Raw genomic sequence first — 14,157 nt, 5'->3', positions numbered from 1 at the left:
GTGCCGCAATCAGGGTAGCCGGCTCTTGTTGTCCCACAGCCGGTATTCCGCCCGGAAGGAGATCAGCGACCGCCAGACCCGCTTGAAAAGGGGATTGGCCGTGCTCTCCTCTTCGGCCACCTTCTGCCAGGCCAGTTCGAGGGCGTTCAGCACGTCTTTCGGGAATTTCCTGATCTCGACTCCCTTGGCGGTCAGCTCGCGGATGGCTGCCGGCTGGTGCGAGGCGCCTTCTGCCAGGCCCTCGCGGATTGTGTCGCCGCAGGCATTTCTGATCGTGGTCTTGGCCGCGTCGGCAAGACCGTTCCAGACACCGCGTCGGACGAGCAGTTCCAGCAGGGTCGCCGGCTTGTGCCAGCCGGGCACATAGTAGAACTTTGCCGCCGTATTCAGGCCCAGGTTCAGATCGATCAGCGGGATCGAATATTCCGCGCCTGCGATCTGCCCTGCTTCCAGCGCCTTCTTAATTTCCTCCGCGTTGAGGCGCACTGCGGTTGCACCCAGTTTCTCGATCACCCGGGCTCCCAGGCCGAAAATCCGGATCTTCTTGTCCTTGAAGAACCCGGCGCCAACGATCTCCTCGCGGAACCAGCCGCCGCCCTCCGCCGCCGTGACGCCGCACAGAACGGATTTCAGCCCATGCCCGCCATAGATTTCGTCGAGCAGTTCCTCGCCGCCGCCATAGTAGTACCAGGCCAGGTATTCCTGTGCGTCGGGCCCGAACGGCACGCCGGAAAAGAGGGCCAGCGCCTTCTCGGTCGACGTCCAGTAGCCCGGTGTGGACCAGCAGGTCTCGACCTTGCCGTCCACCACGGCTTCGAAGCATTTTTCGGCCGCGATCGGCTGGCCGGGTTCGGCGAAGCCGATCTGCATGGCGCCGGCGGACGCCCGGCGCAGTTTCGTCGTGAAGCTCCTGCCCAGGGTGCCGAACTGCGGCGTGTCGCCCCGAAAGGCGCTCGCCATGGTCCATTTCAGATAGACCGATTCCGGGGCCTTGAAGTCCGGCTTTTTTTCGACCGTTTCGCGCACGATGATTCTCTGCGGCCAGGGCGAGAGCAGGTAACGGCCGGCCGCACCGCCGGCGACGAGGCAGATGATGGAGACGGTGACGATTCGGATAAAGAACGGGTTCAAGGGCCATGCCTCAAGGGTGAACGTCTGTACTTAGCCGATGTGGGCGCGCATTTCGAGTGCAGCGAGACTCCGTTGCACCCTTTGCCGGAAGCCGCGGCAATTTCCTGCTTCCCTGCCGATCCGCAATGCCCCACGGGGCGCGCCGGACCGTTGATCGGCCCGCCGCGATGGGGCAGTTTGAGAGCCGGTTCAACGCTTGCGTGACGGTTCGTGCGCCCCCGGGTCGGAAAATGCGGGCCGGAGAATGCGCCGCCGGCGACGCCGCCCGATACGGTATCGGACCTGCCCGGTCATCCTGCCCCGTTCAACGCTGCATGGCCGCTCTGCGAGAGGAAAAACGCAATAATGTCGAAGAACGATCTCAGGGTGTGGGGAATCGGGACTGCCCGCACCATGCGCGCGCACTGGATGCTCGCGGAAATGGACGTCGACTACGACCTGCGCCCGATCGGGCCGCGCACCGGCGAGACCCTGACCGAGGAATATCTGCGCCTGAACCCCCGGCACAAGGTCCCGGTGATCGAGCACGGCCCGTTCGTCCTGGCGGAGAGCGCGGCCATCGCCAACTATCTGAGCGAGACCTTCCCGGCGCCGGAAGGCTTTTTCGTGCCCGAGGATCGGGCGCGCCGCGCCGCGCTGAACGAATGGTGTTTCTTCGTCATGACGGAACTGGACGCGCACCCGCTCTACCTGATCCGGCGGCACCTGCAACTGGCGCACATCTACGGCGAGGCGCCGCACGCCGTCGAATCGGCCAGGGACTATTTCTGCGAGCAGATCGACGGCATGATGAAGAAGTTTCCCGACGGCATGGACTCGCTGATGCCGGAGGGCATGAGCGTCGCCGACATCCTGATGGTGACCAGCCTCGACTATGCGCTGACGCTGGAAATCCCGATTCCCGACCTGCTGATGGCCTATCGCGACCGGATCATCGAGCGGCCGGCCTACCGGCGCGCCCGCGAAATCAATTTCCCCTGAGACCCGTTTCCCCTGAGACCCGTTTTCCCTGAGACCCGTCGCGGAAACCGGCTGGCGGCAGTCCGCCAGACACCTGGGAAACTCTAACAGACGGAGCCGACGGATGACCGGACCCCTGAACGGCGTGCGCATTCTCGATCTGACCACGATGGTTTCGGGACCGATAGCGACGATGATGCTGGCGGACCAGGGCGCGGACGTCATCAAGATCGAATCGCCCCGGGGCGACCACATGCGCCACGTCGGCAGCATGAGCCGGGGCATGTCGGCCTCCTTCCTGTCGTGCAACCGGAGCAAGCGCAGCCTGGCACTCGATATCAAGCGCCCCGAGGGCCTTGCCGCGGTCAGGAGGCTGGCCGCGACCGCCGACGTCCTGGTGCAGAACTTCCGCCCGGGCGCGATCGAGCGGATGGGCCTGGGCGAAGATGTCGTCCGCGAACTCCGGCCCGACATCATCTTCGTGTCGATCAGCGGCTTCGGCGAAACCGGCCCGTATGCCCATCAGCGGGTCTACGACCCGGTGATACAGGCGCTGTGCGGGCTCGCCGACGTCCAGACCGACTATGCGACCGGCCAGCCGCGCATGGTGCGCACGATCATTCCCGACAAGACCACCGCCGTTGCCGCGGCCCAGGCGATCACGGCGGCGCTGTTTGCGCGCTCGCAGACCGGCGAGGGCCAGCATGTCCGCCTCGCCATGCTCGATACCATGGTGGCCTATCTCTGGCCGGAGGCGATTTCCAGCCTGAGCTACGTCGGCAGCGAATCCGATCCGGCCGAGGGCCAGATGGGCCTCGATCTCGTCTACAAGACCGCCGACGGCCACATCACGGCCGGCGCGGTCTCGGACTCCGAATGGCAGGGCATGTGCCGGGCGCTCGACCGCGAGGACCTGCTGGAGGACGAACGCTTCGCGACCGCCGGCGCGCGCGCGAAGAACCGGCCGGCGCGCCGGGACATCGTGGGCGCGGAAATGGAAAAATGGCCGAGCGGGGACATCCTGGCGCGGCTCGACCGCGAGGATGTACCCGCCGCCCCGGTGCTGACCCGCTGGCAGCTGCTCGACGATGCCCAGATCGAAGCCAACGGGACCATCGAGATCCACGACAATGCCGTGCTCGGCAAGGTGCGCCAGCCCCGGCCCGCGGCGCGCTTCGACCGGACGCCGGCGGCCGTCGCGGCGATGGCGCCGTTCCTGGGCGCCGACAACCGCGCCATCCTCGGGGAACTCGGATATTCGCAAGCCGAGATCGCGCGCCTTGCCGAAGACGGCGTTCTGGCGTTCCGGGGGCCGGCTACGGATTGCTGAGCAGGCGCATCAGGCTGGAGGTATCCCACCGCCCGCCGCCGCGCGCCTGGACCCGGGCGTAGAACTCGTTGACCAGCGCCGTCACCGGCAGCAGGGCGCCGACGCGGTGCCCCTGGGCGAGGCAGATATCGAGATCCTTGCGCATCCAGTCGACCGCGAAGCCGAACTCGAATTCGTCGTCGACCATCGTGGTGCCGCGGTTCTCCATCTGCCACGACTGGGCGGCCCCTTTCGAGATCACGTCCAGCACCAGCTTCGCGTCGAGCCCGGAGCGCATGGCGAGGTTCAGCCCCTCGGACAGGCCCTGCACCAGCCCTGCGATGCAGACCTGGTTGACCATCTTCGTGAGCTGGCCGGAGCCGACAGGGCCGAGCAGGGTCACGGCGCGCGCATAGCTGTCGATGACGCCCCGGCAGCGGTCGAAAACCTTCGGATCGCCGCCGACCATGACCGTGAGCACGCCGTTCACCGCGCCGGCTTCGCCGCCGGAGACCGGCGCATCCATGAAGCCGAGGCCCCGGTTCGACGCTTCCGCCGCCAGCTCCTGCGCGACGTTGGCCGAAGCGGTGGTATGATCGACGAAGACCGCGCCGTCGCCCATCCCCTCGAACGCGCCGTCCGCGCCGATCGTGACCGCGCGCGCATCGTCGTCGTTGCCGACGCAGGCGAACACGATCCCGTTGCCGGCTGCCGCCGCGGCCGGCGTCGCGGCGGTCGTTCCGGCAAACTCCCCGGCCCACTGTGCGGCCTTCGACGCCGTCCGGTTGTAGACGGTCACCTCGTGGCCGGCTTTCGCCAGATGTCCCGCCATGTGGTAGCCCATGACCCCGAGGCCGAGGAAGGCGACCTTCCGTGGTTCCGTGTTCGATGAATCGCTCATGCTTCGCTCGTCGTCCGGTGTTCCGGCCCGATCTGTCATTTTGCGCGGCGGGCCTGCGCGGATTATCGGGGCCGGTCGGGGTCCGGTTCAAGGCGCAATCGCGCCGAAGCCGATCCGGCCCGGCATGCGACATCGGTTCGGTCGATAGACCGGCGTCCGATCCGCAACAATCTGCGCCGGGATTCCCCGGAACGATCTCCCGAATTGCGCCACAGGCAAATCGCGGCAAGCGCAGATGAAACCGCCAGCGTTCAAATATGTTGCGGCCGAGACGGTCGATGAGGCGACAGCCCGGCTGGCCGAATACGGCGACGACGCGCGGCCGATCGCCGGCGGCCAGAGCCTCGTGCCGATGATGAATTTCCGCCTCGTCAGCCCGGCCGTATTGGTTGACATCCGCAGGATCGCGCCACCGGACGCGATCGAGGAGGCCGGTGACCATGTCCGCGTCGGCGCGCTCACCCGGCATCGTTCCCTCGAAACCTCGCCCCTGATCCGCGAGCGCTTCCCGGTTCTCGCCGCGGCGATGGGGCATGTCGCACATCTGGCGATCCGCAACCGCGGGACCATCGGCGGCAGCCTGTGCCACGCGGACCCGGCGGCGGAGCTGCCGGCGCTGGCCGTGCTGCTCGACGCGCGAATCCACGCGGCAAGCTGCGGCGGCGAACGCGTCGTCGAAGCCGGGTCGTTCTTCGAAGGCGCGCTCTGGACGGCGCTCGATGACGGCGAGATCGTCACGCGGATCGACTTTCCTTTGCTGCCGCCGGGCACCGGATGGGGCTTCCGCGAATTCGCGCGCCGGCACGGCGATTTCGCGCTGGCCGGCGCCGCGGCGACCGTGACCGGATCGGCCGGCCGGGCTGAAGAGGTCAGGATCGCGCTGTTCGGTGTCGGAGAAACGCCGGTCCGCGCCACGGCGGCCGAAGCGCTGCTGACCGGTACCGGCTTCGAGCCCGACGCGGTCGCCGCCGCCGTCGAGGCCGTGCGCGGCGGCATCGATCCGGACGACGACCTGCATGCCTCGGCCGAATACCGGCGCCATTTGGCGGGCGTCATGGCCGAACGCGCCTTGGGCGACGCCTGGGTCCGCGCGGGGGCCCGCGCGGAGGGCCGCGCCGGCGGCGGAGCGGCATGATGGAACGGATCGACATTGCGCTGACGGTGAACGGCGTCCGATACGAGCGGCGGGTTGAGCCGCGCCGCCTGCTCTCGGACTTCCTGCGCGAGGAGCTGGGGCTGACCGGCACCCATGTCGGCTGCGAACACGGGGTCTGCGGCGCCTGCACGGTGCTGCTCGACGGCGACAGCGCCCGGTCGTGCCTGACCTTCGCCGTCCAGTGCGACGGGGCCTCGGTCCGCACGGTCGAGGGGCTGGGCGAGATCGGCGCGCTCCATCCGCTGCAGGAGAGTTTCCGACGGCATCATGCCCTGCAATGCGGCTTCTGCACGCCGGGCATGCTGATGACGGCGCTCGACCTTCTGGCCAAGTATCCGCTCGCCACGGACGACGAGATTCGCGAGGGGCTTTCCGGAAACCTCTGCCGCTGTACCGGCTATGTAAACATCGTCAACGCCATCCGCGAGGCGGCCGCGGCCCGCGGGGACGACACCGGATGAGCAGGAACACGCCGGCAGGCGTGGCGGAGGCGGCCCGGCCCGGCATCGTCGGTGCGCGGGTGCAGCGGCGCGAGGATCCGCGGCTGCTCACCGGCCGGGGCAGCTATACGGACGACCGCAAGGCCGCCGGTGCGGTCCATGTCGCCTTCTGCAGGAGCGACCGGGCCCATGCCAGCATCGCCGGGATCGATCCGGCCGAAGCCCGCCGGGCGCCGGGCGTTGTGGGCGTCTTTACCGCCGCGGATATCGACGCCGTCGCGCGCCCGATCCGCGCGACCTCGAACATGCCCGACTACCGCGCCACCGAGTTCGTGCCGCTGGCGCGCGGGAAGGTGCGTTATGTCGGCGAACCGGTCGCGGCCGTGGTCGCGGAGAACCGCTATCTCGCCGAGGACGCCGCCGCGCTGGTCTCCGTCGACTACGATCCGTTGCCGGACGCGGCCGATCCGGAAGCGGCGCTCGACGATCGGGTGCTGCTCCACGAGGAGGCCGGGACCAACCTCATCGCGGCCCGGGAGTTCGCGCGGGGCGATGTCGACGCGGCGATGGCGGGCGCCGCGCTGGTCGTGGAAGACCGGTTCCGTATCCGGCGCAAGACGCCGGCGGCGATCGAGAACCGCTGCTACCTCGCCGAATTCGACGCCGGCCGGCAGGCGCTGACCCTCCACGGGACGACCCAGGTGCCCGGCCTGCTGCGCGACGCGCTGGCCGAGATTTTCGACCTGCCGGGCCACCGCCTGCGGGTCGTCGCGCCGGATGTCGGCGGCGGCTTCGGCGCCAAGGCCTCGCTCTATCCGGAGGAAGTCGTCGTCTGCGCGCTCGCCATGCGCCTCGGCCGCCCGGTCAAATGGACGGGCGACCGCATGGAAGACCTGACGGCGACCAGCCAGGCTTTCGACGAGATCGTCCGGGCGAAACTGGCGCTGGACGCGGACGGGCAGTTCCTTGCGCTGGAGGCCGATGTCGTCGGCGATATCGGCGCCTATTCGATCTATCCCTGGACGGCGTCGCTGGAGCCCGTCCAGGTCGTGAGCTTCCTGCCCGGTCCCTACCGGATCGCGAACTACCGCGGGCGGGTCCGCGCGGTCGCGACCTCGAAGGCGCCGACGGGGCCGTATCGCGGGGTCGGCCGGCCGATCTCGACCTTCGTCATGGAGCGGCTGGTCGACATGGCGGCCCGGCGGCTGGATATGGACCCTGCGGAGGTGAGGGCACGGAACCTGGTGCGCGACGAGGAGTTTCCCTACAAGTCCGGCTCCGGAATCGTCTGGGACCGCGCGGGTTTCCAGGATTGCCTCCGTTCGGCGCTCGACCGGTTCGGCTATGCGGAACGACGGGCCGGGCAAGCGGCGGCGCGGGAGCGGGGCAGGCTGGTCGGCATCGGGATTGCGTCCTACGCGGAGCTGACGGGCATCGGCTCGCGCATCTCGGCGGCGCCGGGCATGCCGATCAACACCGGCACCGAGCGCGCGACGATCGAGATCGATTCGACCGGCGCGGTGACGGCGGCCTTCGGCATCGCCTCCCACGGCCAGGGCCTGGAGACGACGCTCGCCCAGATCGTCGCCGAGGAACTCGGCGTCCGGATCGAGGACGTCGAGATCGTTCACGGCGACAGCGCGGCCGTGGCGCACAGCACCGGCACCTATGCGAGCCGCAGCACGGTTCTCGCCGGCGGCGCGGCGACGCTCTCGGCCCGGTCGCTCAGGGCCCAGGTTGTCAAGGCGGCGTCCCACATCCTGGAGGCTGCGGAAGCCGATATCGAAGTGCGCGGCGGCGCGATTTCGGTCGCCGGGACGGATTCGGCGATCACACTTCCGGAGCTGGCGCGGGCCTTCTACACGGAAATGCGCCGTATCCCGAAAGAGGCGCGCGAATCGCTCGACCTCAGCGCCAGCGCGACCTACGACCCCTTTTTCGGCACGGCGACGGCGGCCACCCATGTTGCCGAAGTCGAGATCGACCCGCAAACCTTCGGGGTGACGGTGCGGACCTATGTCGTTGCCGAGGATTGCGGGCGCATCGTCAACCCCATGATCGTCGATGGGCAGGTCCACGGCGGCGTCGCCCAGGGCATCGGCGCGGCGCTGCTGGAGGAGGTCATTCACGACGAAAGCGGCCAGATCCTGACCGGCAGCTTCGTCGACTATGTTGTTCCCTCCGCCGCCGAAATTCCGGACATGGCGGTGATTCACCTGGAGACGGAATCGCCGTCAACCCTGGGCGGCTACCGGGGTATGGGCGAAGGCGGTACCATCGGCGCGCCTGCCGCCATTGCCAATGCGGTCGCCGACGCGCTATCAGCCTGCAACGCTCAAATCAACGAATTGCCGATCACGCCGGACCGGCTCTTCCGCCTGATCCGCCCCGATCTGCAGGGTCGAACCATGCGAGGGAGAACCCGCAAATGAATCTCGATCTGGAAGGCAAGGTCGCCCTGGTCACCGGCAGCGCCCGGGACATCGGCCGCGAGACCGCGCTGGCCTTCGCTGCGGAGGGCGCGACCGTGGCCGTGAACTACAACCGGTCGGCAAACGCCGCCGGCAGCGTGGTCGGTGAAATTACCGAGAACGGGGGGAAGGCCAAGGCCTACCAGGCGGATGTCGCCGACCTCGAGTCTGTCCAGGCCATGACCGAGGCGATTGTCGGCGACTTCGGCCGGATCGACGTGCTGGTGAACAACGCCGGCTATGTCGAGCCGCGTCGCTTCCTCGACACCGGACCGGAGGAATGGAAACGCCAGATCGACGTCGGCCTCTACGGCGTGATCCATTGCTGCAGCGCGGTCGGCGCCCGCATGGTCGAGCAGGGCGGCGGGCGCATTGTCAACCTCGCCGGCGATTCCGCGCGGATCGGCGGGAAGGCCCTTTCGGTCACGACATCCGCGCGCGGGGGCGTGCTGTCGCTCACCAAGTCGCTGGCGCAGGAGTTCGGCCCGTCCGGCGTCACGGTCAACGCGGTCGCGCTCGGCTATGTCGAGACCACCCACACCGACCCGGACTGGCTGGAAAAGAACCGCGAGAAGATCGTCCGGCAATATCCCCTGCGCCGGATCGGCACGCCCGAGGACGTCGCGCCCGCCATCGTCTTCTTGGCGTCGGGCGGCGCGGGCTGGATCACCGGACAGATTCTCAGCATCAGCGGCGGCTACTCCATGGTGGGATAGAGTCCGTCCGGGCGGCCCAGCCCGTACGGGCCCCGGCTCACGCCTTCCGGAAGCGCCAGCCGTACATCGTGCGCCCGTAAAAGTTGAACCAATTCCGCGCTTCGGAATCCCGGAACGGGTAGTCTGCGCCCATCTGCCTTGCCGTGACGAGTCCGGTCACGAAACAGGTCTCCTGACTGTTGATGAGCGTATGGGCGCCGCAGTGCCAGGTTCGCCGTTTGCCCTGAACGAAGCGGAACAGGTGGATCAGGAATGCGATGTGCCGCACGTCGTGCACGATGTGCTGGAACCACCATCTTTTGACAATCTTGTTGTCGTCGATCCGGCTGATCGGGTTGTAGGTCACCAGGCAGGGCTTGTCCGACAGGTTCGCCCAGGGCTGCTGATTGTGCATGATGTAGGTGATTTCGTAGTTGTCCGGCCGGGCGCCATACTGCTCGATATGGTTGCTCCGGGTGGCGAGCGGCCGGGCCTCGTTGTCCGGAAGAACCGAGGCGTCCGAATGAACGACCGTATGGTTGTGCAGTTCGCTCTCGTAGCGGATCGAAGAGAGAAGCCAGCTCTCCAGTAAGGTCGGTTTATCCAGGATCATCAGCGTCTGGTTCGCGTTGCACGCGAAAACGACATCGTCGAACGTTTCTTCGTTTCCGTTTTCATCCTCCACGACGACGCCGGAGGGGCGCCGGTAAACTTTCCGAACCGGCCGGCCCAGGTAAATCCTGTCCCGGAATTCGGCCGAAAGATTTTCGTAAATGCGCCGCGTACCGCGGTCCCAGGTCTGCATCGGGGTTGCGGTTTCGATATCGAAAAACTCCAGATACCGGGCAAAAAGGGACGCCGGCATGTCGAACACGTTCGTCGCCATCAGGAAGTTGACGAACATGGGTTTGAGTATCTTGTACCTGAAATCGCCGGAAAACCTGCCGAAGTTGAGAACGGTTCCCATGCTGACATAGTTGAAGGGGTTGAGCGCGTTGAGCAGCCGGGATCTCGACCGGTTGAGCCGGCCAAACCATTTCAGACGCCGCAAGAGCCTCTGGAATTTCTCGATTTCCGGTTGCAATTGCCTCCTGATGTCCGAATCGAAATCGTGGGCGTAGATGGCGCCGCGATACTTCACGCTGTAGCTGAATCTGGTATCGACCAGCTCGATACCGTGCTGCTGCATGAGAAGCAGAATGTGGTGGTATACCGACGGTATGCACGCCGTGACGGAAATATCGAACGGGATCGCGGTGCCGTCGTCCTGCGGCATGTCGGCTGTGACCGCGTTGCCGCCGACCTGATCCTGCGCCTCGAACAGCCGGAATTCGAAGCGGTCCGGGTGCCGATGCAGCGCCCAGGCAGCCCCCAGCCCCGAGATTCCTCCGCCGACAATGGCAACCCGTCTCGGCATCGCCGCAGACCTCGCATCGCTTGTGGCTTTACCTACCCTTACCATCGTCCGCGTGCGGGCTTCACTCCCGAACTTCGGAAGATGCGGGCCCGATGTCCCGGGAGTCCGGGACTTTCATTTCCCGCCCGGATTCGATTGCCCTGTACTGCCCGATACCATACATGCCCCGATATCCCTGCGGTCGAGCCGGCCGTTCGGCCGGCGGAACTGCAGTTTTCGGAGTGGGGCAAATCCGCGGCAAATGAAAACCGACCCGAACGAGCACACTGTCTCCGCCGAGCTTTTTCCGTTTCCGGAGGGCTGGTATTTCGTCGCCCGTCGCGAAACGATCGGGAAGGAAAAGCTGCTCCAGAAAACCTGGCTCGGCGAAAGGATCGTCGTCTGGAGCAACGACAACGGGGACGTCTGCGTTGCCGTAGCGACCTGCCCGCATATGGGCTCCGATCTGGGTCCCGAAGCCGGCGGGCGGGTCCGCGACGGCTGCCTCGTATGTCCGTTTCACGGCTTCGAATTCGATGCCACCGGCCAGTGCGTCGCCACGCCCTATGCGCCGGCGCCCAGGTCCGCCAGGCTCAAGGTGTTCGAGACCCGCGATATTCTCGGCCTGATCTTCGCCTGGTGGAGCAGCGGCGGCCGGCCGCCGCAATGGGACCTTCCGGAAGCGCCGCCGGCCGGCTCCGACTGGTGCGGAATGGAAGCCTGGAGCGTCCGGTTCTCCGGCCACCCCCAGGAAACGACGGAAAATTCCGTCGATCTCGGGCATCTGCGCTATGTCCACGGCTATAACAGCGTAAGCGGGGTCGAGCCAGTATCGGTCGACGGCGCGTGGCTCAAGAGCTGCTTCGACTTCAAGCGAACCCAGACCGTCGCCGGGATAAAGATTTTCGCCTACGACGTGTCCGCCGTCACCCATGTGCATGGCTTCGGCTATTCGTATGTCGAGGTCCGCGAACACAATATCGGCATGGATACCCGCTTGTGGGTGCTCGCAACGCCGATCGACGGCGACCTCGTCGAAATGACGCTGGTCAGCCAGGTCCGGCAACTGCTCGGGCCGAAGCGGCCGATCGTCGGGATGCGCTTTCTCCCGCCGCGCCTGCGCACGCGGATCATGAACAAGATCATCATGGCGGCCCAGAAGCACGACGTGTTGCAGGACGTCGCGATCTGGGGCCGGAAACGGTACCGGCCGCGCCCCATGCTCTGCGCTTCGGACGGCCCGATCGGACAATACCGGCGCTATTGCAAGCAGTTCTATCCGGACGGCCAGTTCTGCGACTCCCGAGCGGCGGATGGGCTTTCCGTCGGCACGGAGAAACAGCCGGCCCCTCGCACCCGCTGAACGGCGAGAGGCGCTGCGAGAACCGAGGCGAGGTCGCGAAAGCCCGGCCGGAGAAGGCCGGTGTGCCGGTCCGCAACATGCGAATTCGCCCTCGGCAGCGAAGTCCTCGACCCGGATGATTCAATTCCTGCGGACTTGACGGCGGTCTGTCCGGGCCCGACATTCGGTTTTGGAATTGAACGCCGATGGCAGTTCAAATCTCCGGATGCGGTGTATCGGCGGCTTGCGAATGTGCCGATGGCGGAATTCGCACCGCTTCGGGCCCAAGGAGGCATGGCCGATGCCCGATTCTGTCGAAGGATTGACGACGCAATCGCTGAGCCTGCCGGAAGAGCTCATCCTAATGCTCCTCAACGAGGAGACCGGCTACTTTCATCAGGTCCACGGCTGGGAATTGAACTGCGCCGTCATCGGTTCTGTGCTTGCGGAACTCTCCCTCCTGTCGCGCATCGATACGGACCTTGATTCGCTGATCCTCGTGGACCGGACAGAAACGGGCAACCCCGCCCTGGATCCCGTTCTGGAGGAAATCGCGAACGAACCGGAGCAACGCAACGCCCAGTACTGGATCGAACGGTTCGCTATCCAGGCGGAGTCGATTATCGATTTGACCCTGGACCGCCTGGTCGATCTGAAGATCCTGAGCCACCACGACGGCGACTTCTGGACGCTGGCCCCGACCAACTGGTTCACGGATCTGCACGGCAATGACCGGAAAGACACCGCAGGTCAGTTCATCAAAACACGCATCAGCGAGTGCATCTTCACCGACACGATTCCCGATCCGAGAGACATCATCGTCGTTTGCCTCGTCAATACTTGCGACGTCTTTCGCTTCATTTTCGAACTCGACGACGAGGCGGAAAGGCGCATCGAGTTAATCTGCAAGATGGACCTGATCGGCCGTTCCATAGCCGACGCGGTCGAACACACCATCGCCAGCCCGATGCTTCGGCATTCGGCTCTGACCAAGCAAATTCAGCGGGTTTCGCTGCGCGATTTGCTGTTCAATCCTCATCTGCGCAACGGCAACATTCCTGCCGTCTTTGCGGATCTCGCAAAAAAATACGGCCCGGTCTTCGAGGTCCGTGTGCCGTTCGGCAGACCGATGATATTTCTCGCCGGGCCGGAGACGAACCGCTGGGTGCATCGGCACGGGCGGATGCACCTGAATGCCGGGAATTATTTTGCGGACTTCGAGAAAATCTACGGCGCGCACGGGGTCATGCCATCGCTGGACGGCGCCGATCATTTCCGCCTTCGCAAGGCCATGGGGCCGGCCTATTCGCGCGGGCGGCTGGCCGGCCAGCTTGACTATGTTTACGACTATGTCCGCAAATACATGGCCGATTGGAAGGTCGGCGAAACCTACCAGGCGACGCGCCTGTGCCGGCGCATGGTGAACGCGCAACTCTCGCCTCTTTTCATCAGCGTCGATTCTCAGGACATCATCGACGACCTGATGGCCTTCAAGGAGCGTGCGCTCATCACTCACATCATCAAGGCCCTGCCCAAATTCATGCTGAATACCCCGGGCATGAAGCGCCGGGCGAAAACCGTCGACACGCTGCTCGAACGGGTCCAAAGCGTCCATACGCCGGCTCAGCGGGTCGGCTGCCCACGGAACCTTACCGACGACTGGCTGAGCCTGCACGCGAGCGATCCGCAGCTGGTGCCGGAGGCGAACCTGCGTTTCGCCCTGTCCGCGGCGCTGGTCGCCAGCGTGTATCTCGGCGATGCGCTGAGCTTCGCGGTTTACGCCATGGCGTCGCAGCCCGAGCATTACGAGAAAATCCGGGCCGAAGCCGACGCCCTGTTCGAGAACGGCGATCCGGACGGTGAAGATTTCACCCCGTCCGCGATCGAGTTCACGCACCGCTTCCTCACCGAATGCCTGCGCATGTACCCGATCGTCCCGATGTCCATGCGGGATGTCATGAATACCTTCGTGGTCGAGGGATACGAAATACCGGTCGGGTCGCGGGTCTATATCGCCCAAACGGCTTCGCACTATATGGAAGACGTTTTCCCCGACCCCTTCTCATTCGATGTCGACCGCTATCTGCCGGAGCGCAGCGAGCACCGCGATCCCGGATACGCGCCCTACGGGCTGGGCACGCACACCTGCCTCGGCAACCGGTGGATGGACCTGCAACTGGCCGTCAATCTGCTGATGATCGCGCACCACTTCACCCTCGAGGTGTCTCCCGCAAGCTATGCCGATTCGCTCAGCTTCAGCCCGCTCCCGTCGATGAAACCGAGCAAGAAACTGAAGTTCCGTATTGCAGAGCAGAAGCGCGGACTGCCCGTCTGACGCGACAGGGGAGCGACGGAG

General features: G+C 65.8%; 11 protein-coding genes. 8 read left to right on the top strand and 3 right to left on the bottom strand.

Going from position 1 to position 14,157, the window contains the following annotated elements:
- Positions 1-9 precede the first annotated feature (9 nt).
- Positions 10-1,131: a TRAP transporter substrate-binding protein gene (locus OXM58_10195; GenBank protein MDE0148732.1), complete on the bottom strand. Its 1,122-nt coding sequence runs from the start codon at positions 1,129-1,131 to the stop codon at positions 10-12.
- Positions 1,132-1,476: 345 nt separating this feature from the next.
- On the opposite strand from OXM58_10195, the gene OXM58_10190 reads away from it, so the two are divergent.
- Positions 1,477-2,112, top strand: coding sequence for a glutathione S-transferase family protein (locus OXM58_10190; GenBank protein MDE0148731.1), 636 nt, complete (start codon positions 1,477-1,479; stop codon positions 2,110-2,112).
- 103 nt (positions 2,113-2,215) lie between these two features.
- Positions 2,216-3,421, top strand: a complete 1,206-nt coding sequence (locus OXM58_10185; protein ID MDE0148730.1) for a CoA transferase — start codon at positions 2,216-2,218, stop codon at positions 3,419-3,421.
- Here the strand turns inward: OXM58_10185 and OXM58_10180 are convergent.
- Complete coding sequence (locus tag OXM58_10180; protein MDE0148729.1) at positions 3,408-4,301, bottom strand: NAD(P)-dependent oxidoreductase; 894 nt, start codon at positions 4,299-4,301, stop codon at positions 3,408-3,410. The two genes, OXM58_10185 and OXM58_10180, sit on opposite strands and share 14 nt — an antisense overlap.
- 235 nt (positions 4,302-4,536) lie before the next feature.
- On the opposite strand from OXM58_10180, the gene OXM58_10175 reads away from it, so the two are divergent.
- The 4 genes from OXM58_10175 to OXM58_10160 are packed head-to-tail and all read left to right on the top strand — an operon-like array spanning position 4,537 to position 9,084.
- The gene (locus OXM58_10175) at positions 4,537-5,436 is read left to right on the top strand and encodes a xanthine dehydrogenase family protein subunit M (protein ID MDE0148728.1); all 900 of its coding nucleotides are present in this window, start codon (positions 4,537-4,539) and stop codon (positions 5,434-5,436) included.
- The gene (locus OXM58_10170; protein ID MDE0148727.1) at positions 5,436-5,918 is read left to right on the top strand and encodes a (2Fe-2S)-binding protein; all 483 of its coding nucleotides are present in this window, start codon (positions 5,436-5,438) and stop codon (positions 5,916-5,918) included. Before OXM58_10175 ends, OXM58_10170 begins: the two co-directional genes overlap by 1 nt.
- Positions 5,915-8,329 carry a xanthine dehydrogenase family protein molybdopterin-binding subunit gene (locus OXM58_10165; protein ID MDE0148726.1) on the top strand — a complete coding sequence of 805 codons (2,415 nt, stop codon included), beginning with the start codon at positions 5,915-5,917 and terminating at the stop codon, positions 8,327-8,329. The genes OXM58_10170 and OXM58_10165 overlap by 4 nt, the downstream gene beginning before the upstream one ends.
- Positions 8,326-9,084 carry a 3-oxoacyl-ACP reductase FabG gene (locus OXM58_10160; GenBank protein ID MDE0148725.1) on the top strand — a complete coding sequence of 253 codons (759 nt, stop codon included), beginning with the start codon at positions 8,326-8,328 and terminating at the stop codon, positions 9,082-9,084. Before OXM58_10165 ends, OXM58_10160 begins: the two co-directional genes overlap by 4 nt.
- 37 nt (positions 9,085-9,121) lie before the next feature.
- Here OXM58_10160 and OXM58_10155 read toward each other — a convergent pair whose 3' ends face one another.
- A complete protein-coding gene (locus OXM58_10155) occupies positions 9,122-10,480 on the bottom strand; it encodes an FAD-dependent oxidoreductase (GenBank protein ID MDE0148724.1) in 1,359 nt (452 codons plus the stop codon).
- A gap of 241 nt (positions 10,481-10,721) precedes the next feature.
- Here OXM58_10155 and OXM58_10150 point away from each other — a divergent pair, with 241 nt between their 5' ends.
- Positions 10,722-11,822, top strand: a complete 1,101-nt coding sequence (locus tag OXM58_10150; protein ID MDE0148723.1) for a Rieske 2Fe-2S domain-containing protein — start codon at positions 10,722-10,724, stop codon at positions 11,820-11,822.
- A gap of 169 nt (positions 11,823-11,991) precedes the next feature.
- Positions 11,992-14,136 carry a cytochrome P450 gene (locus tag OXM58_10145; protein ID MDE0148722.1) on the top strand — a complete coding sequence of 715 codons (2,145 nt, stop codon included), beginning with the start codon at positions 11,992-11,994 and terminating at the stop codon, positions 14,134-14,136.
- The last annotated feature ends 21 nt before the right edge of the window (positions 14,137-14,157 follow it).

The organism is Rhodospirillaceae bacterium (assembly GCA_028819475.1).
Taxonomy (GTDB): domain Bacteria; phylum Pseudomonadota; class Alphaproteobacteria; order Bin65; family Bin65; genus Bin65.
Note: the sequence above shows the minus strand (reverse complement) of the source record. Positions and strands in the feature narration are given on the sequence as shown.

Coding starts and splice junctions, on each gene's coding strand:
- OXM58_10160 (MDE0148725.1), top strand. CDS start 8,326: ATGAATCTCGATCTGGAAGGCAAGGTCGCCCTGGTCACCGGCAGCGCC.
- OXM58_10170 (MDE0148727.1), top strand. CDS start 5,436: ATGGAACGGATCGACATTGCGCTGACGGTGAACGGCGTCCGATACGAG.
- OXM58_10185 (MDE0148730.1), top strand. CDS start 2,216: ATGACCGGACCCCTGAACGGCGTGCGCATTCTCGATCTGACCACGATG.
- OXM58_10150 (MDE0148723.1), top strand. CDS start 10,722: ATGAAAACCGACCCGAACGAGCACACTGTCTCCGCCGAGCTTTTTCCG.
- OXM58_10155 (MDE0148724.1), bottom strand. CDS start 10,480: ATGCCGAGACGGGTTGCCATTGTCGGCGGAGGAATCTCGGGGCTGGGG.
- OXM58_10165 (MDE0148726.1), top strand. CDS start 5,915: ATGAGCAGGAACACGCCGGCAGGCGTGGCGGAGGCGGCCCGGCCCGGC.
- OXM58_10190 (MDE0148731.1), top strand. CDS start 1,477: ATGTCGAAGAACGATCTCAGGGTGTGGGGAATCGGGACTGCCCGCACC.
- OXM58_10175 (MDE0148728.1), top strand. CDS start 4,537: ATGAAACCGCCAGCGTTCAAATATGTTGCGGCCGAGACGGTCGATGAG.
- OXM58_10180 (MDE0148729.1), bottom strand. CDS start 4,301: ATGAGCGATTCATCGAACACGGAACCACGGAAGGTCGCCTTCCTCGGC.